23 protein-coding genes and 5 pseudogenes are annotated in these 25,086 nt (G+C 61.1%); 16 read left to right on the top strand and 12 right to left on the bottom strand.

All coding sequences use genetic code 11. The features are described 5' to 3' along the window. Position 1 precedes the first annotated feature (1 nt). The gene (locus ACNAZS_RS24185) at positions 2–589 is read right to left on the bottom strand and encodes an LOG family protein (RefSeq protein WP_415793095.1); all 588 of its coding nucleotides are present in this window, start codon (positions 587–589) and stop codon (positions 2–4) included. Positions 590–688: 99 nt separating this feature from the next. Then, positions 689–2,038: a 30S ribosomal protein S12 methylthiotransferase RimO gene (rimO, locus tag ACNAZS_RS24180; protein ID WP_415793094.1), complete on the bottom strand. Its 1,350-nt coding sequence runs from the start codon at positions 2,036–2,038 to the stop codon at positions 689–691. A 325-nt stretch (positions 2,039–2,363) separates the two neighbouring features. Here rimO and ACNAZS_RS24175 point away from each other — a divergent pair, with 325 nt between their 5' ends. The 10 genes and pseudogenes from ACNAZS_RS24175 to ACNAZS_RS24130 form a co-directional block, all read left to right on the top strand. After that, positions 2,364–2,558: a hypothetical protein gene (locus ACNAZS_RS24175; protein ID WP_415793093.1), complete on the top strand. Its 195-nt coding sequence runs from the start codon at positions 2,364–2,366 to the stop codon at positions 2,556–2,558. A 72-nt stretch (positions 2,559–2,630) separates the two neighbouring features. After that, the gene (locus tag ACNAZS_RS24170; RefSeq protein ID WP_415793092.1) at positions 2,631–3,539 is read left to right on the top strand and encodes an aKG-HExxH-type peptide beta-hydroxylase; all 909 of its coding nucleotides are present in this window, start codon (positions 2,631–2,633) and stop codon (positions 3,537–3,539) included. Beyond that, complete coding sequence (locus ACNAZS_RS24165) at positions 3,536–4,897, top strand: ATP-binding cassette domain-containing protein (protein ID WP_415793091.1); 1,362 nt, start codon at positions 3,536–3,538, stop codon at positions 4,895–4,897. Before ACNAZS_RS24170 ends, ACNAZS_RS24165 begins: the two co-directional genes overlap by 4 nt. Before the next feature lie 58 nt (positions 4,898–4,955). Beyond that, the gene (rsmB, locus tag ACNAZS_RS24160) at positions 4,956–6,329 is read left to right on the top strand and encodes a 16S rRNA (cytosine(967)-C(5))-methyltransferase RsmB (protein WP_415793090.1); all 1,374 of its coding nucleotides are present in this window, start codon (positions 4,956–4,958) and stop codon (positions 6,327–6,329) included. A 43-nt stretch (positions 6,330–6,372) separates the two neighbouring features. Next, positions 6,373–6,951, top strand: coding sequence for a DUF4390 domain-containing protein (locus tag ACNAZS_RS24155; RefSeq protein ID WP_415793089.1), 579 nt, complete (start codon positions 6,373–6,375; stop codon positions 6,949–6,951). Further along, positions 6,948–9,269, top strand: coding sequence for a sensor histidine kinase (locus ACNAZS_RS24150; protein ID WP_415793088.1), 2,322 nt, complete (start codon positions 6,948–6,950; stop codon positions 9,267–9,269). Before ACNAZS_RS24155 ends, ACNAZS_RS24150 begins: the two co-directional genes overlap by 4 nt. Positions 9,270–9,280: 11 nt before the next feature. Then, a complete protein-coding gene (locus tag ACNAZS_RS24145) occupies positions 9,281–9,988 on the top strand; it encodes a response regulator (RefSeq protein WP_415793086.1) in 708 nt (235 codons plus the stop codon). Further along, entirely contained in the window at positions 9,985–11,364 is a 1,380-nt protein-coding gene (gene trkA, locus ACNAZS_RS24140) for a Trk system potassium transporter TrkA (RefSeq protein ID WP_415793084.1), read from the top strand. The genes ACNAZS_RS24145 and trkA overlap by 4 nt, the downstream gene beginning before the upstream one ends. 61 nt (positions 11,365–11,425) lie before the next feature. Then, a pseudogene (locus ACNAZS_RS24135) lies at positions 11,426–12,066 on the top strand (potassium transporter TrkG); the annotation flags it as partial. A 1-nt stretch (position 12,067) separates the two neighbouring features. Beyond that, positions 12,068–12,895, top strand: an 828-nt coding sequence (locus ACNAZS_RS24130) for a TrkH family potassium uptake protein (protein ID WP_415793083.1), incomplete at its 5' end; no start/stop codon positions are given. 19 nt (positions 12,896–12,914) lie between these two features. Here the strand turns inward: ACNAZS_RS24130 and ACNAZS_RS24125 are convergent. Both ACNAZS_RS24125 and ACNAZS_RS24120 read right to left on the bottom strand, forming a co-directional pair. Further along, positions 12,915–14,042: a mandelate racemase/muconate lactonizing enzyme family protein gene (locus ACNAZS_RS24125; protein ID WP_415793082.1), complete on the bottom strand. Its 1,128-nt coding sequence runs from the start codon at positions 14,040–14,042 to the stop codon at positions 12,915–12,917. A 12-nt stretch (positions 14,043–14,054) separates the two neighbouring features. Continuing rightward, the gene (locus ACNAZS_RS24120) at positions 14,055–15,056 is read right to left on the bottom strand and encodes a Bug family tripartite tricarboxylate transporter substrate binding protein (RefSeq protein WP_415793081.1); all 1,002 of its coding nucleotides are present in this window, start codon (positions 15,054–15,056) and stop codon (positions 14,055–14,057) included. Positions 15,057–15,179: 123 nt separating this feature from the next. Between ACNAZS_RS24120 and ACNAZS_RS24115 the strand changes: the two genes are divergently transcribed. Then, positions 15,180–16,166 carry a LysR substrate-binding domain-containing protein gene (locus ACNAZS_RS24115; RefSeq protein WP_415793080.1) on the top strand — a complete coding sequence of 329 codons (987 nt, stop codon included), beginning with the start codon at positions 15,180–15,182 and terminating at the stop codon, positions 16,164–16,166. Positions 16,167–16,572: 406 nt separating this feature from the next. Next, positions 16,573–17,823 carry a YbdK family carboxylate-amine ligase gene (locus ACNAZS_RS24110; protein WP_415793079.1) on the top strand — a complete coding sequence of 417 codons (1,251 nt, stop codon included), beginning with the start codon at positions 16,573–16,575 and terminating at the stop codon, positions 17,821–17,823. On the opposite strand, the pseudogene ACNAZS_RS24105 reads toward ACNAZS_RS24110, so the two are convergent. Continuing rightward, positions 17,820–18,003 (bottom strand): annotated as a pseudogene (locus ACNAZS_RS24105) (methyltransferase domain-containing protein); the annotation flags it as partial. The gene ACNAZS_RS24110 and the pseudogene ACNAZS_RS24105 overlap by 4 nt on opposite strands. 1 nt (position 18,004) lies before the next feature. Further along, on the bottom strand, positions 18,005–18,752 hold a 748-nt coding region (locus ACNAZS_RS24100; RefSeq protein ID WP_415793078.1), incomplete at its 3' end, for a methyltransferase domain-containing protein. 75 nt (positions 18,753–18,827) lie between these two features. Here ACNAZS_RS24100 and ACNAZS_RS24095 point away from each other — a divergent pair. Both ACNAZS_RS24095 and ACNAZS_RS24090 read left to right on the top strand, forming a co-directional pair. Beyond that, positions 18,828–19,658, top strand: a complete 831-nt coding sequence (locus tag ACNAZS_RS24095) for a ComF family protein (RefSeq protein ID WP_415793077.1) — start codon at positions 18,828–18,830, stop codon at positions 19,656–19,658. 47 nt (positions 19,659–19,705) lie between these two features. After that, positions 19,706–20,176, top strand: a complete 471-nt coding sequence (locus tag ACNAZS_RS24090) for a tRNA (cytidine(34)-2'-O)-methyltransferase (RefSeq protein WP_415793076.1) — start codon at positions 19,706–19,708, stop codon at positions 20,174–20,176. Between the two features lie 239 nt (positions 20,177–20,415). On the opposite strand, the gene ACNAZS_RS24085 is transcribed toward ACNAZS_RS24090, so the two are convergent. From ACNAZS_RS24085 to ACNAZS_RS24060, 6 genes and pseudogenes are all read right to left on the bottom strand, one after another. Continuing rightward, a complete protein-coding gene (locus ACNAZS_RS24085) occupies positions 20,416–21,411 on the bottom strand; it encodes a Bug family tripartite tricarboxylate transporter substrate binding protein (RefSeq protein ID WP_415793075.1) in 996 nt (331 codons plus the stop codon). A 137-nt stretch (positions 21,412–21,548) separates the two neighbouring features. Beyond that, a pseudogene (locus ACNAZS_RS24080) lies at positions 21,549–22,282 on the bottom strand (NAD(P)H-dependent glycerol-3-phosphate dehydrogenase); the annotation flags it as partial. Position 22,283: 1 nt separating this feature from the next. Next, positions 22,284–22,592: pseudogene (locus tag ACNAZS_RS24075) on the bottom strand (NAD(P)H-dependent glycerol-3-phosphate dehydrogenase); the annotation flags it as partial. Between the two features lie 21 nt (positions 22,593–22,613). Further along, a complete protein-coding gene (gene secB / locus ACNAZS_RS24070) occupies positions 22,614–23,147 on the bottom strand; it encodes a protein-export chaperone SecB (RefSeq protein ID WP_415793074.1) in 534 nt (177 codons plus the stop codon). A gap of 54 nt (positions 23,148–23,201) precedes the next feature. Next, positions 23,202–23,459 (bottom strand): glutaredoxin 3, encoded by a 258-nt coding sequence (gene grxC / locus ACNAZS_RS24065; RefSeq protein ID WP_415793073.1) that lies wholly within the window; start codon positions 23,457–23,459, stop codon positions 23,202–23,204. Positions 23,460–23,472: 13 nt separating this feature from the next. Next, on the bottom strand, positions 23,473–23,895 hold the full coding sequence (locus tag ACNAZS_RS24060) for a rhodanese-like domain-containing protein (protein WP_415793072.1): 423 nt from the start codon (positions 23,893–23,895) through the stop codon (positions 23,473–23,475). Between the two features lie 246 nt (positions 23,896–24,141). Between ACNAZS_RS24060 and gpmA the strand changes: the two genes are divergently transcribed. Both gpmA and ACNAZS_RS24050 read left to right on the top strand, forming a co-directional pair. Next, positions 24,142–24,894: a 2,3-diphosphoglycerate-dependent phosphoglycerate mutase gene (gene gpmA, locus ACNAZS_RS24055; protein WP_415793071.1), complete on the top strand. Its 753-nt coding sequence runs from the start codon at positions 24,142–24,144 to the stop codon at positions 24,892–24,894. 3 nt (positions 24,895–24,897) lie between these two features. Continuing rightward, positions 24,898–25,086 (top strand): annotated as a pseudogene (locus ACNAZS_RS24050) (murein hydrolase activator EnvC family protein); the annotation flags it as partial.

The following is a 25,086-nucleotide window of genomic DNA, read 5'->3' as shown; positions in this document are numbered from 1 at the left end:
ATCAATGCTCGCCCGGGCTTATCCATTTGGACACGGTGGGCGGCGTGTAGGCAGCATAGCGATCCAGCAAAGCGGCCGGCTCGTTTTCGACGATGAGCATGGCGCGGTGTTCGGCGCGGATGAATGATGCTTGCGTCGCGTGGTCTAGAAAACCCGCCAGTTGGTCGTAGTAACCGGCAATGTTGAGCAAGCCGCAGGGCTTTTGATGCATGCCCAGTTGCGCCCACGTCCAGGTTTCGAAGATTTCTTCGAGGGTGCCGGCACCGCCTGGCAGGGCGATGAAGCCGTCTGAACGTTCGGCCATGAGCGTCTTGCGCTCGTGCATGGATGACACCACGTGCAGTTCGGTCAATGCGTGGTGGCCGATTTCTTTGAGCATCAGGTGTTCGGGGATGATACCGACGACGCGCCCGCCCGCCGAAAGTACGGCATCGGCGATGGCACCCATGATGCCCACGCTGGCGCCACCGTAGACCAGCCCGATATCGCGGTTGACCAGCTCACGCGCTAATTCGCGCGCCCCCTCAATGTAATCGGGGCTGTTGCCGGTGTTGGAGCCGCAGTAAACGCAAAGATTTTTGATAGTCATAATCACCAAAAAGCGGGCACCCCTGATGAGGGGCATCAGGGGAATAGTTTACGCAAGTTGGCGATTTACGCTTGGCGGGCCCTCGGTGGGTGTCGGACCTTAGATAAGATCGCCGTGCAAGTCGTATTCGTCGGCATCCGTCACGCGCACGCGCACCATGTCGCCGACGCGGATTTTTCGGTCGGCGCTGACATAGACGTTGCCGTCGATTTCGGGGGCATCGGCGCTGGATCGCCCAATCGCGCCGTCCTCGGCGAGTTCGTCGATCAGCACGTCAATCTCGCGCCCGATACGGGTTTGCAGTCGCGCGGCCGAGATGGCCTGCTGATGTGCCATGAAGCGATCCCAGCGGTCTTGTTTTATCTCGTCAGCAACGGGATTGGGCAATGCGTTGGCAGGCGCGCCGTCAACAGGGGAATATTGGAAACAGCCGACGCGATCGAGCTGGGCTTCGCTCATCCAGTCGAGCAAATATTGGAAGTCTTCTTCGGTTTCGCCCGGGAAACCCACGATGAACGTGGAGCGCAGCGTCAGGTCGGGACATTCCTCGCGCCAGCGCTTGATCCGAGCCAGCGTCTTGTCTTCGAACGCAGGGCGCTTCATGGCCTTGAGTACACGCGGACTGGCGTGCTGGAACGGGATATCCAGGTACGGCAGAACCTTGCCTTGCGTCATGAGCGGGATGATTTCGTCGACGTGTGGATAAGGATAGACATAGTGCAAGCGCGTCCAGATACCCAGGTCGGACAACGCCGTACAGAGCTCGGTCATGCGGGTTTTGACGGGGCGGCCGTTCCAGAATCCACTGCGGTATTTGATATCCACGCCGTAGGCACTGGTGTCTTGAGAGATGACCAGCAGTTCTTTTACGCCGGCTTTGACCAGGCGCTCGGCCTCGTTCAGCACATCGCCCACGGGGCGGCTGACCAGATCGCCGCGCATAGAGGGGATGATGCAGAAGCTGCAGCGGTGATTACAGCCCTCGGAAATCTTGAGGTAGGCGTAGTGGCGCGGCGTGAGCTTGATCCCTTGGGGCGGGACCAGATCGAGGTAAGGGTTGTGGTTGGTGTTGGGAGGCGCGGCCTGATGGACGGCGCGCACGACCTCTTCGTATTGCTGCGGGCCGGTCACGGCCAGGACGCTGGGATGCACGTCACGGATGACGGATTCCTCGACGCCCATACAGCCCGTGACAATCACTTTGCCGTTTTCGGCGATGGCTTCGCCGATGGCCTCCAATGACTCGGCCTTGGCACTGTCGATGAACCCACAGGTGTTGACGACGACGACATCTGCATCCTGGTATTCGGGCGTGACTTGGTAGCCCTCGGTACGTAGTTGAGTCAGGATGCGTTCCGAATCGACCAGGGCTTTCGGACAGCCCAGGCTGACAAAACCCACACGCGGGACGTGGTCTTTAGTGTCGGGTGAATTCAAAGGGGTATTCATGCGGGATTCCGTGTGGGGCGCGGGCCGGGGAAGAGGTGGGAGCGCCCAAAGGGGTAAAGCCAATCGCTAATTTTACCGTGTCGCCCGTTTTTTGCGCCCTGTAACGCTGCCGGGTGGTGTAACGCCGTCGTAGCGGGGCGCTGCTTATGTTGCCGTGCGGGGCCGTATAGGCAAGGATTTGCCGCGGAGCACCTCTTCTTTTCGTCCGAAAAACATCTCAATGTTGTCATCATTGGGGGTTTGTCGTTGCGTCAAGCATTCAATCGGCTTGTGCTGCAGGAGTCAGTCTGTGCAGCGCATTTCTTATGGATAGGAGAGCGGCAAAATGCAAGGAATGAATTTGAGTCAGTTGGTCATGGAGAAGGTTTCCCAGATCAAGGGGCAAGTCAGCAACGACGGTATCCAGTTTCCGGGCAGTACTTCCATAGGGCGCGGGTTTCCCGATGGGTCGTGGTGCCCCGGTCATCGCAACCGGCCACTTCGCATGGTCGCTTACGACGACATGGTGCCTGCCGACTGACTGCTGGCTGGCCTACACGGCGCGCATCCTTGGGTGCGCTGTTTTTCGGTCTGGCCGGGGAGCACTACGGAAATGATTTCTCAGGCACCGCTCGATATTCAGATAGAGAATGTGCTGGCCTTGATTCACAAGGCAGGCCTTGAGATAGGAGCAATACAGAATGCTCAGGCGCTATCGAATTACTACCGCAAGGCATTAGAGGGATTACAAGGCAGAAAAAGCAAAGGCGCGTTTCAGAGGGCAAACATGGTGTTTGGCCATGACGATGCGATGGCGTTCAGTCGCCTGCTGTCCGATGATGCCTTGACGTCACTGGATGATAAAGGTCAGGCCGATGTCATCTGTCGGGAACAAGATCCTCTCGCGCAACAGAAGGCCGCTCTCCTGAGAGCGGCGGTGGCGTGCTTGGGCGCTCTGTCGCCAGAGCACAAGAGCCTCTTCGATTTTCTGATCACCGATATATTTCTGATGCCATCCAGGCAGGCCAGTGGTGGCAGTACGTCCTGCGCCATTGGTGTGATCTGGGCGAATCCCAAGCTTACCTATCGGATACCGGATGTGGTGGAGTTTCTGGTGCACGAGCTCACGCATCACGCGATGTTCATTGATGAGCACCGACACGGTCACTATGACTACAGCGTCATATTGCGCCCCGAGACTTGGGCCCAATCCGCTCTCTTGAGAGCGCCCCGTCCCCTGGATAAAGTGATTCACAGCATCGTCGTCGCTGTCGAGATCGTGATGTTTCGTGAAAAGTACCTGGGGCATCCGGCGACGCCCCTCGTCCATCCTCCGACATCGCGCATTCTGCCGCAGATTGCGGCCTCGCTCGCCGCTGCCAGCCAGGTCATTGATGCGCTGGAGAGAAACGGTGAAACCCCGATCTCGCCGCGAGTGAACGCGTTGCTGCGCGGCGCTCGTGACGTCGTGGAGTCAGACAGCTTCGCCGAGTATCGAGCCGCTCCAAAGGATTGTCGATGAGAGGCCTATCCGTTCGTTTCTTACCGTGGGTGTTTGCGAGTCCCGCGGCCGTTGTTACGTTGGCGTTGGTGATCGTGCATCAATCCATCATCGCGTCATCGGCGTATTTTCTGACACAAACGATCAGCAGCTACCAGGCGGGACGAGAGATCGCGGGCTATCTTGTTTTGTATTTTCTGTCGATGACGATCCCGTTTATTCCGGGGTGTTTGTCGTTTGTGACGACGCGCCAATGGATCAATGCCGTGCATCGAAAGTTCGCGTTGGCCATGACGTCGACGGTTTACGGCAATATCGACGAATACCGGTCGGCAGAGCGCAAATCGGCCTTTGAGTCCGCGATCTCAAGAAATTCATTCGACGTGATTGCGTCTTACGTCATGTTGTCTCATGACTTTGTCAGTCTGGCGCTCAATAGCGTACTGAGTCTGGTTGTGATCGGCTTTATCTTGCCAACCGAGATCGTATGGGGTTATGGGGTCAGCCTGATGCTCAGCGCGGCAATGGTGTGGGCGTTGTCCAAAGCGGTGAAAAAGCTGTCTGTCGAGACGGAAACACAATATTCCCATTACGGAAATACCCTGGGAAAGGCCTGGGACAATGCGGTGCTCGGAAACGCCTATAACTATCGTTTGTGGCTGGAGGAGTTCGGTGGCAATGGGGGCGCCTATTATTCGTCGTCCCTGAGGCTGACGGCATACAAGCAGTTTGGCAACATTGCGATAGCCATGGCGTCGCTGATTCCGACGGCATATTTGGTGTATCGCCTGCTCGTTCAGGCACAGATCGAGGCCGCGATCATTGCGGCGATCATCGTCAATCTGACGCGGATATTTCATATTCTGAATTCGATGAGTGCGTTGGTGTACGAGCTCGTTGAATGGGCCTCGGCCTCTGCCCGGCTGCAGTATCTTTCCGCCTTTGTAAAGCCTGCGGTGGCAGGCGCGTTGCCGCAAACACCATCGGGCAAAGTGACCGTCAACGGAGACCCGGTCACTGACTATCAAGCGTTGCAGGATGTGCTGCAGCATCGCCGTGCCGGCAGGATGACGATACGGGGTGAGAACGGCTCGGGCAAATCCACGCTTTTGTTGTCGATCAAGCAGGCTTTTCCCGATCAGGCGCATCTACTGCCGGCTGGCAACCCTCAACTTTGTTGGCGTAGCGGGCAGGGCAATGTGTCAACGGGGCAGCGCGCTTGTGCAATCATTGACGAAATCCTGCAACAAGGCACGAATATTCGGTATCTGTTGCTGGATGAGTGGGACGCGAACCTGGATCGGGACAATCGGACACGGATTGATGGGGTGCTGGATGGGCTGAGCAAAGAAAAGGTCGTGATTGAGGTCAGACATTAAGGCGTGGGGGGCCCGTCAGCGGCTACCATAGCGCAATTGCATTGTTGTTGATGATTCCATGGTTTCCCGTCCTGCCCCTATAGATAGTCCCGAGTCGCAGCCAGCCCGGCCGGCTTTGTCGGCCGTGATGTTGGCCGCCGCCGGCGCGGTACGCGCCGTGATGGAGGGGCGTTCGCTGACTGACGCCCTGGCCGCCGTGCCCCCTGCGCTGCGGCCGGCCACGCAGGCGGTATCGTTTCACGCCATGCGTCAGTTGGGGTGGGCCAGCGCAATAGGAAGCGGGCTGGTACAGCGGTCGCCCGGCACTGAATTCGATGCGTTGTTGAACGTGGCGCTGTCGCTCCTGAAGGCGCCATTGCCGGACAGCGCGTCCGAGGCAGCGCCCGTGGCGTTGCCCGGCATGCCGGTATATGCCCCGCATACGGTGGTTAATCAGGCGGTCACGGCGGCGGCGGGCCAGCGTAGTTTGATGACATACAAGGGGCTGTTGAACGCGTGTTTGCGTCGCTTTTTACGTGAACGCGATGCGATCGAGGCCGCGGTCGCCGACTTGGCCGAGGCACGCTGGAATCACCCCCGTTGGTGGGTGAGTCAGTTGCGCGAGGCGTATCCGAACGATTGGCAGGATATTTTGCGATCGGCGAATATTCCGGCGCCGCTGACGTTGCGCGTGAATGCGCGGCGCGCGAGCCGGGATCAGGTGCGCGACGCTTTGCAAGCAGTGGGCATCGCCGCCGAGCCGGTCGGTGAGGTGGGTCTGGTCCTGGCAGAGGCCCGGCCTGTCACACAGTTACCCGGGTTTGCCGAGGGTTGGTGGTCGGTACAAGACGCCGCCGCGCAACAAGCGGCGGCCCTGCTCGCGGTGCGCGACGGTGAGCGGGTGCTCGATGCGTGTGCGGCACCGGGCGGTAAAACGGCGCATCTGCTGGAAATGGCAGACGTTGAGTTGCTGGCACTGGACTCGGATAACAAGCGCCTGGCGCGCGTCGGCCAGAATCTGGATCGCTTGGGGTTGAATTCGGCGCGCGTGGCGCTCAAAGCAGCGGATGCGACGGATCTCGACGCCTGGTGGGATGGCAGGCCCTTTGATGCGGTGTTGGCCGATGTGCCGTGTACGGCCTCGGGCATTGTCCGCCGCCATCCGGACATCCGCTGGCTGCGTCGGGCGCCAGACGTGGCGCGTACGGCCGCGCTGCAGGCCCGTATCGCCGATGCACTGTGGCGTACCGTCGCACCCGGCGGGCGCTTACTGTACGTTACATGTTCGGTGTTTCCTGCCGAGGGCGCGCAGCAGGCGCAGTCTTTTGCCCAGCGTCACGCCGATGCCCAGCGCCTGGAGGCACCGGGTCAAATGCTGCCTGTTGCGGTCAATGCAACACTGCAGGCCCAGCACGACGGCTTTTTCTATGCGTTGTTTGCCAAGAGGTTCTGAATCGCCAAGAATAGTCAAGGATGCGATCAGGTTACGAATGTCGATGATTTCTCGCTTATTTTGTGCGTTCTTGCTGTTATTCCTGTTGGTGCCTCTGGGCATCGGGCAGGCATACGCCGGTGATCCCCACGTCACGCGTATTGATCCCGTCATTCGCGACGGGAAACTCGAAATCGATGCGGAAATTGATGTCCAGCTGAATGATCAGTTGCGTGATGCCGCCGAGCGTGGATTGCCGCTGTATTTCACGGCTGACCTGGTGATCAGTCGTGCTCGCTGGTGGTGGTTTGACGAAACGGTGGTCGACACCAGCCGCACTTGGCGTGTGATCTATAACGCTTTGACGCGTCAATGGCGGGTCGGAACAGATGCGTTGAATCTGCCGGTGTCGTCGCTGGACGAGGCCATGGATATGGTCCGTCATATCCGGAATTGGCCCTTGATCGCCGTTTCCGAGCTGGATGCAGAGGTGCCGTACCGCGGTCAACTGCGTTTGCGGTTGGATACCTCCCAGTTGGCAAGACCATTTCAGGTCAACGCGCTCAATAGCAGTTCGTGGTCATTGGGTACACCTTGGACTGACTTCTCGTTCTCGGTGGCTGAACCGCAGGATCCTTCATGAGAATGCTGTTGCGCGTGGCGTTGATCATCGGCGCTATCAGCGGACTGGCGCTACTGGGTTTATTGGCCTGGTCCACGGGCAATGCTTCACGGCTTGCCCGCTATTACGACACGTTGCTGTTGCTCAACGGCATTTTTGCGTTGGCCCTGTTTGTCTGGGTGGTGGCGCTGACCACGCGTCTGGTGCGCCAGATTCGCCGGCGTCAGTTCGGCGCACGGCTGACGGCCCGGTTCGCGCTGGCGTTTGCGTTGATTGGCGTGGTGCCGGGCGCATTGATCTATATCGTCTCCGTGCAGTTCATGTCGCGGTCCATCGAATCGTGGTTCAACGTGCGGGTCGACAGTGCCTTGGAGTCGGGCCTGAATCTTGGCCGCGCCGCGCTGGATTCTCAACTGACGGATCTGGATGCCAAGGCGCGATCGATGGCGTCCGAACTCAACAATACGCAAGACCGCGATATCCCGCTGGCATTGACACGCTTGCGCGAGTCCAGCGGGGTCAAGGATGTGATGGTCTTTACGGGTGGCGGCCGTCTGGTGGCTTTTTCGACAGAGCAGTACGGCCAATTGTTGCCGGAAATGCCGCCGGTCTCGGTACTGAATCAGTTGCGGCTGGGGCGCGGTTACTCCGCGGCCGAGGCCGACGATACCGGGGTGGCGGCCGGCAAGGACCGTTTGGTCTTGCGAGTGGTAATTCCGCTGGCGGCCCCGCAGCGCTTTGATTCCTTGATGTCTCCGCCTTCGGAGCCCCGTTGGCTACAACTGTTGCAGCCCGTACCGGAGCAAATCGCGGATAACGCGAATCGGGTACAGGAGGGGTTCCGCGATTACCAGGAGCTCGCCCTGTCTCGATTGGGGCTGCGCAAGCTCTACGGCATTACCTTGACGCTGGCGTTGCTGCTGGCGGTGTTTGCCGCGATTGCCGTGGCCTTGTCGCTGTCCAAACGTCTTGTGCGGCCGCTGTTGCGGCTGGCGGCCGGTACTCAGGCGGTCGGGGTAGGCGATTATCGTCCGTTGCCAGAACCCCCCGAGCGCGACGAGGTGGGACAGTTGACGCGCTCTTTCAATGCGATGACGCGCCAGTTGGACGAGGCGCGCCGTATGGTGGAGAGCAATCGTCGCCAACTGGAGCGCTCCAACGTTTATCTGGAAAGTGTGCTGTCCAATTTGTCGTCAGGTGTGCTGGTCTTTGACGAAAACTTTCGTGTGACGACAGTAAACCAGGGTGCGCAGTCGATTTTGCAGGCGGATTTGCGTTCAGTGATCGGGCGGCCCCTGGAGACCGTCGATGGCATGCTGGCGTTCATCCAGATCGTGCGCCAGGCCTTTTCGCAGCACGCCGCGGTGGGCTCGGAGCGCCTGCACTGGCAGCAACAGTTCGAGATTTCGCCGGCGTCGGTGGCGGATTCCGTCGAGTCGTCGCAAACCCTGACCTTGTTGGCGCGGGGCACCCATTTGCGGGTGGATGGGCGCGGCAATGGCTATTTGGTGGTGTTCGATGACATCTCCGAGGTGATTTCAGCGAACCGTACCGTGGCCTGGGGCGAGGTCGCGCGTCGTCTGGCGCACGAAATCAAGAACCCGTTGACGCCGATTCAGCTGTCGGCCGAACGCTTGGCCATGAAGCTCGCCGATCGCCTGGAGCCTGCCGATCGGCAGATGCTCGAGCGGTCTACCAATACCATCGTGAATCAGGTGGGGTCGCTCAAGCAGATGGTGGATGATTTCCGCGAATATGCTCGCACGCCACCCGCCGTGATGCAAACCATCGATTTCAATGCGCTGGTGGCCGATGTGCTGGCGTTGTACGGGTGGGAGCCGGGCGAAAAGCACGCCATGCCGGGGCTGATGTCGACGCAGGCTTTAAACCTGGACGTCGAGCTTGAGGCGGGCTTGCCACCTATCGAGGGTGATCCGACGCAACTGCGGCAAGTCCTTCATAATCTACTGTCAAATGCGCGTGACGCGGTGGCAGAACAAGGCGCGCAAGGGCGTGTCCGGGTCACGACGCAGTTAATGAGCGGCCCGGACGGCGCGGCACAACCCGCAGTTCGTTTGACGGTCTCCGATACAGGCCAGGGTTTTTCGCCTAAAGTAATGCAGCGGGCCTTTGAGCCTTATGTCACGACTAAGTCACACGGGACTGGGTTAGGATTGGCAATTGTGCACAAGATCGTGCAGGAGCATGGTGGGAAGATCGATCTTGGCAACCGCAAGGAAGGGGGGGCTCGGGTTTCAATATTGCTGACCCGGGTAGCGGCAAGGGCTGCGACTATGGACGCGGCCTCGCAAGAACAGGATAATGCGGCTACGCAATAGGTGGATGGTTTATGGCCAGAATTCTGGTGGTGGACGACGAAGTTGGCATTCGTGAACTTTTGTCCGAGATTCTTTACGACGAAGGTCACACGGTCGAATTAGCCGAAAATGCAGCGCAAGCGCGGGCGGCGCGCTTGCGTATGCGTCCGGATCTCGTGCTGCTGGATATCTGGATGCCAGACACCGATGGGGTGAGCCTGCTCAAAGAGTGGGCATCCCAAGGGCTGTTGGACATGCCTGTCATCATGATGAGTGGCCACGCCACCGTCGATACAGCCGTCGAGGCGACGCGTATTGGCGCGATGGATTTCCTCGAAAAACCCATCACGTTGCAGCGTTTGCTCAAGACCATCGCGGCTGGGTTGGCACGGGGTCGTACTCAGCATGCGGCGTCGACGGTAACGCCTTTGGCCGCGGCGTCGCCGATGGTGCGCCTCGAAGACGAACTCGATCCGCCTCCCGCACAAGGCGCCGTGGCCAGTGTGCCGGCGCCTGTCGAGACGACGCCGGCTGCCAGCGGCAAGCTCGGTAGCATCCCGCTGGACCAGCCCTTGCGCGAGGCCCGGGACGAGTTCGAGCGTATTTACTTTGAATACCACCTGGCGCGAGAAAATAACAGCATGACGCGTGTCTCGGAGCGCACCGGGCTGGAGCGCACCCATCTGTATCGCAAGCTCAAGCAATTGGGCATCGAGTCCGCACGTAAACGCGCCACATGAAAATCCTCATTATGGGGGCGGGCCGCGTGGGCACCAGCGTGGCCGAGAACCTGGTGTCGGAGCAGAACGACATCACGGTGATGGACACCAATGCAGAGCAGTTGCGCTACCTGCAAGACCGTTTTGATCTGCGCGTCGTGCACGGCGATGGCACCCAGGTGTCGGTACTGGAGGGGGCAGGCGCCGCGGACGCCGACCTGTTTATCGCCTGTTCCGCCTCTGACGCGGCCAATATGGTCGGCTGCAAGATCACGCGCCAGTTGTTCAACGTACCACGCCGCATTGCCCGTATCCGCATGCCGGATTTTGCCGAGCATCCCGAGTTGATGGGCGAAGAAGGCTTTTGCATCGATGCCTTGATCAGCCCCGAGCGCAGCGTCGCCACCTATTTGCATAGTTTGATCGAGTTTCCTGAGGCCCTTCAGGTGGTCGAGTTTGCCGATGGCCGTATCAGCGTGGTGACGGTGAGGGTGGGGCATGGCAGCCCCATGGCGCATCACCCGGTGGCACAACTGCGCGAGGTATGGCCCGATGTGGCCGCCCGCGTCGTCGATGTGGTGCGCGACGGCCGGCCATTGCAAGCCGATCGAGGCACGGTGATTGCGCCAGGCGATGAGGTCGTGCTGGTGGTGGACACCCGTCATGCTCGCCGTGCCATACGACAACTGCGCGATGCGGAAAAATCTGTGCGTCGCGTGATGATCGCCGGTGGCGGCAATATCGGTCTGCGTTTGGCGCGACAGTTGGCTGAGGAGAACTACAGCGTGCGCATCATCGAGCGCAACGAACAACGCTGTGAGTATCTGGTGGCCGAGTTACCTAGTAACGTCTTAGTGCTGCACGGCAGCGGGACGGACGAAGAACTCCTTGAACGCGAAAACATCGAGGATATGGACACCTGGCTGGCACTGACCAGTGACGACGAGGACAATATCATGTCGTCGCTCTTGGCCAAGCGACTGGGGGCGCGCAAGGTGATCGCGCTGATTAACCGCCAGGCCTATGGCGAGTTGATGCAGGGCAGTCACATCGACATCGCGGTGTCGCCCGCACAGGCCACAATGAGTGAGTTATTACGCCATGTGCGCCGCGGCGATATTGCGGCGGTGCACCGGCTGCGCCAGGGCGTAGCAGAGGCGATCGAGGCCGTGGCGCATGGCGATCGCAGCACCTCCAAAGTCGTCGGGCGCCCGGTAGGCGCGATTCGTTTACCCAAGGGGGCCAGTATTGGCGCCTTGGCGCGCGGCGACGAGATCTTGATGCCGGATGACGAGACTGTCATCGAGACGGACGATCATGTCATTGTGTTTGTGCCGTCGCGTCAGATGATGCCGCGTGTGGAAAAACTCTTTCAGGTTTCGGCGTCTTTCTTCTGAGCTTTGATACGGGTCTATTCATGCGCCTTACGGCCATTCACGCTAGCACCGCTTTCACCGCATGAAACGTTTACTCGCCACGTTCTATGTTGCGGGCCTGACCATGGTCGTGTTTTCGCTGACCATGCTCTTGCCGTTGCTGGTTGCTTACCTGGGTGACGATGAGGGTTTGACAGCGTTTCTGGAAGGCTTTCTGCTGGCCTTCGGAGGGGGGGGCGCCGTCTGGTTGGCCACGCGACGGGGTCGCAGCGAATTGCATGCGCGCGATGGATTTTTGCTGGTGTCGGTGGTGTGGCTCAGCCTGCCGCTGTTGGCTGCAATTCCGTTGCTGATCTACTTTGATGGTGTCGGCGTGCCGTTGTCATTTACCGATGCCTATTTTGAGGCGATGTCGGGGTTGACGACCACCGGTGCCACGGTGTTGACCGGACTGGATTATCTGCCCGCGTCGATCAATTTGTGGCGCAGCACGCTGGTCTGGATTGGTGGATTGGGCATCCTGGTGCTGGCCGTAGCCATTTTGCCGTTGCTTGGCGTGGGGGGGCATCAGGTGGTGCGGGCCGAAACGCCCGGTCCCATGAAGGACGAGCGCTTGACGCCACGCATTGCCAGTACGGCCAAGGCCTTGTATGCGGTGTATTTTGGGCTCTCGGTGCTTTGCCTGGTGGCCTATCGCGGCGTCGGGTTGTCCTGGTTTGATGCNTGGTGTCATACGGCGACGACGATGGGGTTGGGGGGATTTTCCACGCGGGACGCGGGCTTCGCCTACTTTGACTCAGTGCCGGTCGAGATCGTGTCCATGATCTTCATGACCCTGGCGGGCATCAGCTTTGCGACGCATTTCAACGCCTTGCGGCAGGGTAGTCTGCGCGCGTACCGGATCTGTCCGCAAACCATCCCGTATCTGACCATCATGCTGGGAGCGGGATTGGCGATTTCCGCTTTTTTGTACGTTCGCGGTGTCTATGATGATCCTGTCCAGGCGCTGCGCTATGGCATGTTCAACACGATTTCAGTGGCTACCACCACAGGCTTTGCCAACGTGGATTACGCCGCGTGGCCCTTGGTGGCACCTCTGACCATGTTGCTGCTGTCGGGTTTTGTGACCTCGGCGGGTTCGACAGGTGGCGGAATCAAGATGGTGCGTGCCCTATTGTTGGTCAAACAGGTCCGTAACGAGTTGGTCGTCATGCTGCATCCCAGTGCGGTCAGCCCGATCCGTATGGCTGGTCGCCTGGTTTCTCAGCGGGTGATGGCGTCGGTGCTGGCTTTCATGGTGGTGTATGTCCTGTCGATCGGTTTGCTGGCCAGCCTGATGCTGGTGTCGGGGCTTGAGCCCATCGCGGCGTTTTCGGCAGTGCTGGCCAGTATCAATAACACCGGGCCGGGTTTGGGGTCGGTGGGCCCCATGGGCAATTTCGGAGTGCTGACCGACTTTCAGACCTGGGTGTGTACGTTTGCCATGCTGATCGGCCGGCTGGAATTGCTGACTGTCATGGTGCTGTTCACGCCCATGTTCTGGCGCAAGTAACCGGCACGTCGGGCTCACGCTACGCAAGGGCGACACGATACCGCGCCAGCGCGGCCAGATTCGGCTCGACACTCATACCGGGTGTGTCCGGCAGGTGAAACCAGCCGTCTTTCAAGTTGTTCAGCGGGTATACCTGCTCGCGCAGTGGATTCGGGTTCGCATCGACTTCGACCATTCCCGCCGGGCCCAACGCGGCGCGCAGATGCATTGAGGCCGCCAATCCGATGCCGCCGCCCAGCCAGTGCGGGCAGAACGTCAGCCCCGCGTGCTCGGCGCGGCGGGCGACTGCCAGACAACCCGAAATACCGCCCCATTTGGCCACGTCGGGTTGCACGAAACGTAGGTGTCCATTCCGGATGGCGGCTTCGAAGTCGGCGTGGCCGCGGATGTTCTCCCCGGCGGCCAGCGGGACTGGCGTGCTGTCGGCTAGCCGGCGCCATACGTCCAGCGGTTCGTCGGCCGCGAGCGGCTCTTCGATCCAGAACGGCTCGTAGCGTGCCAGCGCGGCGATCCGCCGTGCCGCCGTGTCTGGTTCCCAGGCCTGGTTGGCGTCGATCATGATCTGCGCCTCTGGGCCCAATGCGGCGCGCATGGCCTCGAAATCCGCGATGTCCTTGTCGGGTTCGAAACCCACCTTGAATTTGAACGCGGTATAGCCCTGGGCCTGTTTGGCCAGTGCGAATTCGGCGGGCTGTTCGGGGCCCAGGCCGCTGGCGTACAGGCGCACGCGGTTGCTGGCCTGTGGCGTATCGGCCAGCAGGCGCCACAGGGGCAGGCCAGCGCGGCGGGCCTGCATATCCCATAGGGCCTGATCGATGGCGGCGATGGCTTGTGCCAGCGGGCCGGGCTCGCCGGCTTGCAGCGCCATGCGGCGCAGGCGCTGTGTCAAATGCCGCCAGGTGTCGGCGGGTTGGTCGCTGGATGTGCCCAGGAGCAGCGGGGCGACGATCTCGCGCACGATGCGGGCGCGGTGCTCGGCGCCTACGGTCGGAAAGTTGCAGAACACCTCGCCCCAGCCCCAGGCGCCATCGGCCGCACTGATACGCACGAACACGGCGGGGCGATTGGTCATGCTGCCCACGGCTGCGGTCACGGGGCGTTCAATCGGGGCGCGAAATACCCAGCATTCGATGTTGGCAATGGTCATCGGGTGTGTCGCTCATTGCACCGAGATGCCGATGTCGGTGGCGACTTTACGCCATTTGGTCAGCTCATCGCCGATGTACTGGCGAAACGCCTGAGGTGTGCCCGCATCGGTGGAGAGCCCGGCTGCGGCCAGGCGCGCCTTGATGGCTGGGTCAGCCTGGATCTGGTTGATGGCCTGGTTCAACTGGTCGACGATGGAGGCGGGCAGCCTCGCGGGGCCGGCCAGGCCCTGCCACGCCACGGCCTCGAAGCCGGGCAGATCGGCGGCCTCGGCTATCGTCGGAATATCCGGGTATTCGGGCCTGCGCGTCAGCCCGCATACCCCTAGCACCCTCAGTTTGCCGGCATTGACCTGCTGCATCATCGATCCCTCATCGGCGAAAATCATGTCCACGTGCCCTGCGACCAGGTCTCCCACCAGCGCGCCGGTGCCCTTGTATGGTACGTGCAGCAACTTGGTGCCGGTGCGTGACTGGAACAGCTCGGCAGCCATTTGTTGCATGCTGCCGGTACCGGACGATCCGTAGGTCAGTTTTCCCGGGTTGGTTTTGGCGTAGGCGATGAGTTCGGCCGCGGTGCGCGCCGGCACCTGGGGGTTCAGCACCAGCACATAGTTGACATTCACGGTCTTGGCGATGGGTGTCAGGTCGGCCAGCGGGGCGATGGGGTTGTTTTTGTAAACGACCGGGTTGATGCCCAGGATGGCGATGTTGCCCACCAACAGCGTATGGCCGTCGGCCGGCGCGCGCTTGACCATCTCGGCGCCGATGTTGCCGCTGGCGCCAGGACGGTTTTCCACGATCACGGTCTGGCCCAAGATGCGGGATAGTTCAGGCGAGATGATGCGCGAATAGATATCCACCGCGCCGCCGGGCGAGAAAGGCGCGATCAGCCGGACAGGCTGGCTGGGGTAGGCGGGCTGGGCGGCGGCCCGGCTGCTTGTGGCATAAGCCACGGTGGCCAGCATGGCGCCGCGCAGGAATTGCCGCCGTGCGAGGGGAAATGGGGGGCGCATGTCGTCTCCTTGATGTGGGCCGCCTGTGGGGGCGTGTGTCGAGCGGCGGCTCTTGCAAGGATTATCGACAGTGTGGTGTTAAGCATCAATTATTAATATCTCATTAACCCATATACTTTTCATATGAGCACGCTACCGCTATCTCAGTCAGATGGACAGCCGTTGTCGCGCGCCGCGGCGTATCGGCTCGATCGTTTGCGTCTGCGCCACCTGCGGTTATTGGAAGTCATCGACCGCGAAGGCTCGCTGGGCGCGGCCGCGCGCGAGTTGGGTATCAGCCAGCCGGCGGTCACACTGTTGTTGCGCGAGGTCGAAGGCGTTTTCGGCATGCAGTTGGTCGAACGCGATGCGCGCGGTGGCCGCTTGACCGTCGCGGGCCGTCATGCACGTGAACGGCTGGTCATTGCGATGGCTTCGGTGAATTTCGCCATCGGCGCGGCACGGCAAAGCGGGCGCGATCCGACGCTTCGGGTAGGCTGTGTGCAACTGGTGGGCTTTAGCATGCTGCCCGAGGCGTTGACGCGTCTGTTGGAACAAGACACGCTGCCGCATATGCACATCGAAGAAGCCGAGGCCGTGACACTGGTTGCCGCGCTGGCCGCCGGCGAGCTCGATTGCGTCATCGGCTGGCTGGACGAGACTATCGCTTCGACGGTGAATCTGGATCTGCTGCATGTCGAGCCGCTGTGGGCGGGTCGTATGCAGGTGTTTGCCGCGACCGGGCATCGATTGGCCCGGCGCAAGCAGGTGCGCATGGCTGAACTGGCCGAGTTTCCCTGGGTGGTGCCGCACCGTGGGTCGCGCACCTATGCGGCGTTCCAGCGTTTGTTCCTGAATAGCGGTCTGGCCGCACCGCGTCCGCGGGTAGTGTGCACGTCCATTCATTCCGGCATGCATATGGTGGCAGGGGGACGGTTCGTCAGCGTCGGCCCGGACCGCCTGATCGCGCAATACCGCGACAGACTGGGTATCCAGCCGCTGCGCGGTCGCGAGCTCGATACCGGGCGCACCCAGTTGTCGTTCTTTACCCTGAAGGAAGCGGCTGATTTCGAGCCGGCGCAACGATTCAGGCACGCCTTGCTGGCCACCCAGTTCGAGGGCGCCGATTGACGGCACCCGTCGCTACCGCAAGCCTGTTACCAGGGGCGCTCGCAGCGGAATCGAGAACGCAGACTTCTGTCACAGTCTGGTCAGGGAAACCCTGCAAAATACTAGGAATAACCCGATATAGGGTTAACCCGCCCATCTCTGGCAGCCGCATTTTTAGCGAGAAAACACAGCCGATACCGCTGTCACCCGCGCCATTCCTAGTCTGTGAGTAGTCACTTACATTGTTGTCACAGACAAATACGCCTGGATTCTTGAAGTTGCGCGTAATTGTCACGATTTTGAATCTTCTTGGCACAAAGTTGCGGCTATCATGCAGGCATAAGACACCGTCAAGTGCCCCCCGGGAGGTCGCCGGGCTTCAAGGCCGAATGGTGCGCCCCCACCAACGTACATTAAGGAGTCAGAGATGGAACAGATCCCGTTCGTCTCGTCCGCCCCCAACACGCTCGGCATAGAGCTTGAGCTGCAACTGATTAATCCACGTAGTTTTGACTTGACTGCGGCGGCGGACGAGTTGCTGGTTCAGATGGCCAATCATCCGATTGCGGATCGGGTCAAGCCCGAAATCACCCGCTCTATGATTGAGCTGAATTCCTCGGTACACGAACACCCCATGGGCCTCTTGGCCGAAATGCGCGAAATGCGTGATGCCTTGTGCGAAGCCGCAGACGCGGTGGGGGTGTCAGTCGCTGGCGGAGGGGCCCACCCCTTCATGCGTTGGCAAGAGCGCGCCATTTCCGATTCTCCCCGGTTTCAGTATCTGGCTGAAATGTACGGTTATCTGGCGCGTCAATTTACCGTGTTCGGTCAGCATATTCATTTGGGCGTGCCCTCGGGTGATGCGGCGGTGCGTATGGTGCGCGGGCTGTCCCCGTATGTGCCGCATTTCATTGCGTTGTCGGCGTCGTCGCCCTATTACGAAGGGGTGGATACGTTGTTTTCGTGCTGCCGCCTCAATGCTGTCAACAGTTTCCCCTTGTCGGGGCATCTGCCGGCGGATGTGACCGACTGGTATCAGTTCGAGGCCCATATGGCCCAGTTGCGTCGCAGTGGCTTGGCCGAGAGCATCAAGGACCTGTATTGGGATATTCGTCCCAAACCCGAGTTCGGTACGGTAGAGATACGCGTATGCGATACCCCGTTGACCGTTGAGCGGGCGTGCCAGCTGGCCGCCTTTGCCCAGGCACTGGCCGTGCTAGTGACGCGCGAGCCCCAGCCCGCGCCTACGGCATGGCTAGCCTATCGCAGCAATCATTTTCAGGCGTGCCGCTTTGGCCTCCAGGGCAGTTATGTGACCCCGGATGGGCAGCGTTTGCGCTTGATCGATCATCTGCGTTCGCTATTCCTGCGTCTGATGCCGATCGCGGAAGAGCTCGGCACCCGGGATATGCTGGCCACATTGCAGGACGAGGCGATCCGTAATGGTAATGATGCCCGCTGGCTGCGCGGTCAGTTCCATCGCGTGCGCGACTTGCCCTCTGTCGTCGAGTCTATGACCCGGGTCTGGCGAGGCGAGCGCGAAACGAGCGCGATTGCCGTCGAGGTGCAGCGTCGCCGCATTCGTGCGACCTCCGAGCCCGTGCACGGCAGTGTGCAAGCCTTGGCGACGCCCGACCCGGGGCTTGCCTCGGGATGGGGATCCGATCGATTGCATTAACTGCCGGCGCGACGCCCGCCGATGGCGCTGATCGAGAGATGAGTTTCGCCCGCTGCGCTGCGGCGGGCTGCTGCGCGCCAAGCGTGGCCATAGGACACTTCGATCGTCAGCGCAATGACGCCGTCTGTATTGCGCTGGGCCTCTAGGGCGGCATGCAGTCGATTGAGCCAACTTCGGCCGNCCAGGCCTCGACGGCGGTCGCTGGCGGGGTTGCCGCCCAGCGCCCGTACGTCTTCGAGCAGGCGTTCCGGGCTGCGGTAGGTGAGCGTCAGGGTTTCTTGATCCATGACCGGGTCAGAAAATCCGTTTTCCACCAACAGGTCGCCGAAGTCGTGCATATCGACAAAAGCAGGCGTGGCGGTGCGCAGGCCGGCGTCGTCCAGTGCCTGGCGTAGTTCGCGCAGCGTGGCCGGCCCCAGACAGGAAAACATTGCCAGTCCGCCGACTTTCAGCACACGTCGCCATTCGGCCAGCACGGCATGCGGGGCGGGGTGCCAGTGCATGGCCAGATTGGACCAGACCAGATCGAGCGATTCGGGAGGCAGGCCGGTATCGGCGAGATCGGCACGGATAAAGCGCGGGGTGTTATGGCCGAGTCCGACCAGTTTGCCCAGCCACTGGGTGACGCCGCCGGAGGCATGGCGCTGACGGGCGTGCGCTAGCACGGCCTCGTTGATATCCAGGCCGTGGTAGGCCGCATCGGGATAGCGTTCCCGTAGCAGGGGCAGGTTGTCTGCGGCGCCACAGCCCGCATCCAGCAGGGCTGTGGGTTGCAAGCGTATGTACTGCAGCCGCCCCAACATGCGTCGGGCGACTTCGCCGTACAGAAATTGGGCGTCGGAGAGATCGCCGCGGCGCGAAAATTGTTGTACGACATGCGCGGGGTTGAGCGGCAATGTCGGAGGAGTAGCGGGCGAGGGTTGTGACATGAATGTCGCGCTACCCGACGGCAGCGCAGGAAAAGCGTGGTGTGATAACGGCCCGAGCAAAATGCATGAGCCTGAATGTCGTCCATTATTGCCTATTCGCGTTTTCTCTTCCCGTTACGCACCGCCACGCAGCGGGTCTTTGCCCTGATCGCGACGGATTGTCCGTTGTGCGCGGGCGCGGCAACCGGCGGGCGCCTCTGCGTCGGATGTATCCAGGATGTTGCGGCCACCATGCGCGACGGCTGCCAGCGCTGTGCACGTTGTGCCCAGCGTATGCGTGCCACGGGACGCGAGTGCCCCTCTTGTGCGGACATGAATCCCGTCTTTACGCGCACCATCGCCGCGTTTGACTATGAACCGCCTTTCGATAGCCTGATCGGTCGTTACAAGGCCGAACGTCGCTATGGGTTGAGTACAGCGTTGGCGCAACTGCTGGCCGATGCCGTCGTTCGCGCCGGCGGCGTGACGTCCTCGGCATTGTCGCCGTCACCTCCTCAGACCGCACTGGTTGCGCAAAACGGAACCTATGCTCTGCGGGTGGGGACGATCCTGGTCCCGATTCCGTCGAGTCGCCAATCGCTGCGGCAGCGTGGCTTTAATCCTGCGGCTGAGTTGGCGGCCAGTTTGGGCGTATGCTTGCACCTGCCCGTCCGACGCGGTGTGTTGCGGCGCTTGCGTGAAGGTCCCCGGCAGGCCTTCAGTTCTCGTCAGGCGCGTCGTGCTGGCGCGGAGGGCCTCTTTGAGTGTGTCCGGCCGTTGCCCGGCTGTCCGGTAGGGCTGGTCGATGATGTCATGACCACCGGCAGCACCGTGAATGCCGCGGCCCAGGCGTTGTTGAGCGCTGGCGCGTCAGAGGTGACGGTGTTGGTGGCGGCCCGTACCCCGGTGGGTGGCGAATTTAATTAGATTAGATAGAGTGATGCGCAGCGTGAGCGTTGGCCAGGATTGAATGTATGTTTCATGTCGTACTTGTTTGCCCCGAAATCCCGCCCAATACCGGCAATGTGATCCGCTTGTGCGCCAATGCCGGGGCGCAGCTGCATTTGGTGCGGCCATTGGGTTTTGATCTGGATGACACGCGCTTGCGTCGCGCCGGCCTGGATTATCACGAGTGGCAACCCGTGCAAGTGCATGACACGTTGGCACAGGCGTTGGCGGCGACGGGCGCGCGGCCCGATCACTGCTATGCCATGACCACCCGTGCGTCGCACAACGTGTCAGAGGTTGCCTTTGTGCCCGGTGATGTGTTTGTGTTCGGTCGCGAGACGGCTGGCTTGTCCGCCGAGCACATGGCCATGTTTGCGCCCGCTCAGCAGATACGCTTGCCCATGTGCGAGGGCCAACGCAGCCTGAATTTGTCCAATGCGGTGGCGATTACCGTGTTTGAGGCGTGGCGTCAGAATGGTTATGCAGGTGGAGCGTAGTAGGCCTGCTTTCTTAAGGCGTCCCCGCCGCTGGCTGGCGTAGGCTCCACCGGCGTAATCGCTGCGGCTCGGCCCAACCAGGGGCCTCGGTCCCGCTGCGCGGGACTGCCCGACAGCTCAAAACGCCGGTGGAGCCTACGCCAGCCAGCGGCGGGGACNCGCGTTAGGGAATGCGGGGGGGCTACTTAGGGTAACGGCGTACGTATGGGGTATGTCAGTTTTCTGGGTGCCGACTCTGATTAATCTAGCGATAGGTTCAATTGGTTGATGACGGTGTTCCAGCGGGCCTGGTCTTTTTTGATGCGGTCGGTAAGGCCTTGCGGGGTGGAGGGGGCGGCGGTGAAGTATTGCTGTGCCAATTGCTTGCGGACGGTGTCGCTGTTGATGATTTGGGAGAGTTCTTTGTTCAGTCTCTCTACGATCGGGGCGGGGGTGCCGGCGGGGGCCAGGATGGCGTTCCAGGAGATGGCTTCGAAACCGGGATAGCCCTGGGTGGCCATGGTGGGGATGCCCGCCAGGGATTCACTGGGTTCCAGGCTGGTGATGGCCAGTGCTTTAGCTTTGCCGCTTTTGACTTGCGGCATGGCAATGGCGGGGACCATAAAGCCGGCTTGTACGTCGCCGGCGATGATGGCGCTGATGACTTGTGGGAAACCCGAGTAGGGAATCTGTACCAAGTCGATACCGGCCTCGTTTTTGAACATTTCCATTGCCAAGTGAGCGGAACTGCCGGGGCCGACGGAACCGTAGTTCAGTTCGCCCTTGCGTTCGCGCGCCAGTTTGATGAAGTCGGCGACGTTATTGACGGAGAGGGTCGCGGGGACGGTCAGCACGTTCGGGCTGGTGGCCACCAGCGTGATGGGCTGGAGGTCTTTGAGCGGGTCGTAGCCCAGTGTCTTTTTGTAGAGTTCGGGTGCGGTGACGAGCGGGCCGTTGATGGTGTAGACCAGGGTGTAGCCGTCGGGTTTGCCTTTGGCGACCATGCGGGTCCCGATGTTGCCGCCGGCGCCTGGTTTGTTGTCGATCACGACGGGCTGGCCCAGTGCTTGGGACAGTGGCTCGGAAATCGTTCGCGCCAAGAGATCAGGGGACGAGCCTGGTGGGAATGGCACCACCATGTGGATGGGGCGTTCGGGCCAGTCGGCCGAGGCGGTGGTCGGCAGTGCGGCGGCGATCAGGATCAAGGGCAGGCAGCGCAAGAGCGCAATCGCGCGAAAAGGGCGGGTCAGGGACATGGTGCGTTCTTTTGTTTGTCTCGAGGTTGGTCTTGTCCGTGGATTTTATGGTACGGATCGGGCTGTGCGGCGATAGGGGAAAGTACGGCATGGCGGGCGGGATCGCTGATGCGGATATCGCATGGACCGCTTGCGGCTCAGGTTTCCAGGCGTGCTTCCCGGGCGAGCAGGGCGGAGACGGCGGTCACCGGGGCGACGCCCTCAAATAGCACGTCGCAGACGGCTTCGGTAATGGGCAACTCTACGCCCAGCGTGCGGGCGCGTTGTAGCGCGGCTCGCGCGCAACGTACGCCTTCGGCCGTAATACCGCTGGCCAGGATATCGGCCAACGGCCGTCCGGCACCGATTTCGAGGCCGACGCGGCGGTTGCGAGACAGCTCGCCAGTGGCGGTCAGGACGAGATCGCCCAGGCCCGTCAGGCCGGCAAAGGTTTCGGCCTGGGCGCCCAGCGCCACGCCGAAGCGGCTCATTTCGGCCAGGCCCCGGGTGATCAGTGCCGCGCGGGCATTGGTGCCCAGGGCGAGGCCATCGGAAATACCGCAGGCTACGGCGATGACATTTTTCAGGGCGCCGCCGACCTCGACGCCCGTGACATCGGTGCTGGCGTAGACGCGCACCGCGCCGCCATGCAAGGCGGCGGTTGTGTGCTGGCGCACGGTGTCGTGGTCGCTGGCGATGGTGAGCGCGACGGGCAAGCCCCGTGCGACTTCGCGGGCGAAGGACGGGCCAGACAGTACGCCACCGGGAAAATCGGCGATGCCGTGGAGGGCTTCTGCGACGATTTCATGGGGCAGGCGGGCGGTGTCGGCCTCGAATCCCTTGCAAGTCCAGACCACGGGGGTGTGCGACAAGCCAAGGACGGGCAAGCGTGNCGCGAGCTCGCGACAGATGGGATCCAGGCCGGCGACGGGCACGCCCAGGATAATCAGTGCGCGTGACGGCGCTGCCGCTAATGGCGCCAGGGCCGCCGTCAGATCGCTGGTGATGGCCAGCGTTGTGGGCAGCGCGATGTCAGGCAGGTAACGCGTGTTTTGGTGCGATTGAGCCATCGCATCGGCCTGTGTGGCATCACGTGCCCACAGAATGGTGCGGTGACGGCGGCTGGCCGCGGCGGCCAGCGCCGTGCCCCAGCTACCCGCGCCTAAAACGGCAATGCTCAGTGGGGCGGGTGACGGGGTCATCGGCGTGCGGCAGCAAAAGGCTTATTGGCGGGTAGCGCCCGGCGGCAAGATGATGCCGGAGTCTGCCCCGTTAGGGTTACCTTCTTGCTGTTGTTGCTGGGCCAACTCGGCGATGCGCTGTTCGTACAGTGCCTGGAAGTTGACTTCGGCCAAGTGCAGGGCCGGCATCGAGGTGCGCGTGATCGCGTCGGCCACGTTGGCGCGCAAGTAGGGATACAGCATGGTGGGGCATACGATGCCCAGCAGCGGATCCATTTGTTCGGCAGGAATGTTGGCTAGCTCGAAAATGCCAGCCTGGGTGCCTTCGATCAGGTACAGTACCTTGTCGTTGACACGGGTGGTCACGGTCGCCGTCACGGTCGATTCGAAGATCGACTCGGCCAGGCGCTGGCCACCCACGTTGATGCTGACTTCGACTTGCGGCTGCTCTTGTTCCAGGAACACGTGAGGCGCATTGGGCATTTCCAGCGACAGGTCTTTCAGGTAGACGCGCTGCATGTTGAATGCAGGGGCAACGCCTTCCTGCTGCTGGGTGTTTTGATCCTGTTCAGCCATGAGAATTTCCGGGTTGTAGGTGAGCAAAAATAAAAAGCGGGCGGTAGTTAGCCGTCAGCCGTTAAGCAGGGGCAGCAAGCCGGCTGAGCGATCCAGCGCAACCAGATCGTCGCACCCGCCGACGTGTTTGTCACCGATGAAGATTTGCGGGACGGTACGGCGGCCGGTGCGTTCGATCATGACATCGCGCTGGGCCGGGTCTTGATCGATACGGATGATTTCCAGATCGGTCACGCCACGCTCGGTCAGCAGCGTCTTGGCGCGCGAGCAATAAGGACAATAATCCTTGGAGTACATGACAACTTTACTCATGCCGGGCTCCTGGTCAGGGTTTCTGGGTTAAGGGCAGGCCCGCCGATGACCAGGCACGGATCCCGCCTTCAAGCACGGAGACTTCGGTAAAGCCTTGGGTACGCAGGCGGGCAGCGATACGACCGGAGTCACGGCCCGTTTCGCAAACCACCAGTAGAGGCTTGTTTTTGGGCAGCGAACTGGCTTTTTGCTCGATCTCGCTGGCCGGTACGCTACGCGCCTGGGCAATGTGGCCGGCACGGAATTGTTCACTTGGGCGCACGTCTACCCATATTCCCTGGTTTTTGTTGACCAGTTGGATGGCTTCGGCCGTGCTGAGGCCCGAGCCGCTACGGCCCTTGCGCAGTGAGGGGATTGCCAGCATGACGCCAGCTACCACTGCCACGATGACGATGAATATGTTGTTTTTATCAACCAAGAATTGCAGAAGATCCACAGAGGTTCCTGAAAGGGGGACGAGCTTGCAACAATGCGGCTTGCAATAATACGTCGCGCTCGTCTGAAAAATGGCGGCCTGATTCGGACCCGCATCATACCGGGTTGGCGCGGGTAGCCGGGCGTAAACGCCTGCGGCTTACCGTAACAAACCCCGCGTTACCGGGAAAAACCAGGAACAAAACCAGTCAATTATAAAATGAGCGCATTCGTCAACTCTACGCCGGCCTTTCGGCGGCCAAAAACCATGTACAAACTCGTTCTGATGCGTCACGGCGAAAGCCAATGGAATCTGGAAAACCGCTTTACGGGTTGGACCGATGTCGACCTGACTGATACCGGTCGGGAGCAGGCGCGCAAGGCCGGCGAGCTGCTCAAGAAAGAAGGCTTCGAATTTGATCTGGCCTACACCTCTGTGCTCAAGCGCGCCATCCGCACGCTATGGATTGCGCTGGATGCCATGGATGCAATGTACACGCCCGTGGGCATCAACTGGCGCCTGAACGAACGCCACTATGGCAACCTGCAAGGCTTGAACAAGGCCGAGACGGCCGCGAAGTATGGCGACGAGCAAGTCCTGATCTGGCGCCGTGCCTACGCGATTGCGCCCGATCCCCTGGCGCTGGACGATGAACGCCATCCCCGTTTTGATGATCGTTACGCCAAGATCCCGGCCGACCAACTGCCCGCGACCGAGTGCCTGCAGGACACCGTGGCCCGCGTCTTGCCGTTCTGGAACGAGTCTATCGCGCCCGCCATCCGTGCGGGTCGTCGCGTGCTGGTCGCCGCACATGGTAATAGCCTGCGCGCCCTGATCAAGCATTTGGACAATATCTCGGACGACGATATCGTTGGCGTGAATATTCCGACGGGCCAGCCGCTGGTCTACGAGCTGGATGAAGCACTGCGCCCGATCCGCCATTACTATTTGGGCGATGCAGCGGAAATCGAGGCTGCCATGGCAGCGGTTGCCGCCCAAGGCAAGGCGAAAAAGGACTGATTCATGCGGTTTATGGCGGGTTTGCTGTTGACGATGGCTGCGGCGATGACGCCGTGGCCCGGCGTTGCGGCGTCGTCGGATCTGGCGGGTCGCCAGACCGATGCCGAACAACAGCAAGCCGCGCTGCGTGAACGTATCGATGCGTTACAGCAGTCTCTCGAAGACCGGGAGGCCGAGCGTAGCGAGGCCGGG

Source organism: Bordetella tumulicola, from assembly GCF_965138755.1.
GTDB classification, from domain to species: Bacteria; Pseudomonadota; Gammaproteobacteria; order Burkholderiales; family Burkholderiaceae_B; genus Bordetella_A; species Bordetella_A tumulicola.
Note: the sequence above shows the minus strand (reverse complement) of the source record. Positions and strands in the feature narration are given on the sequence as shown.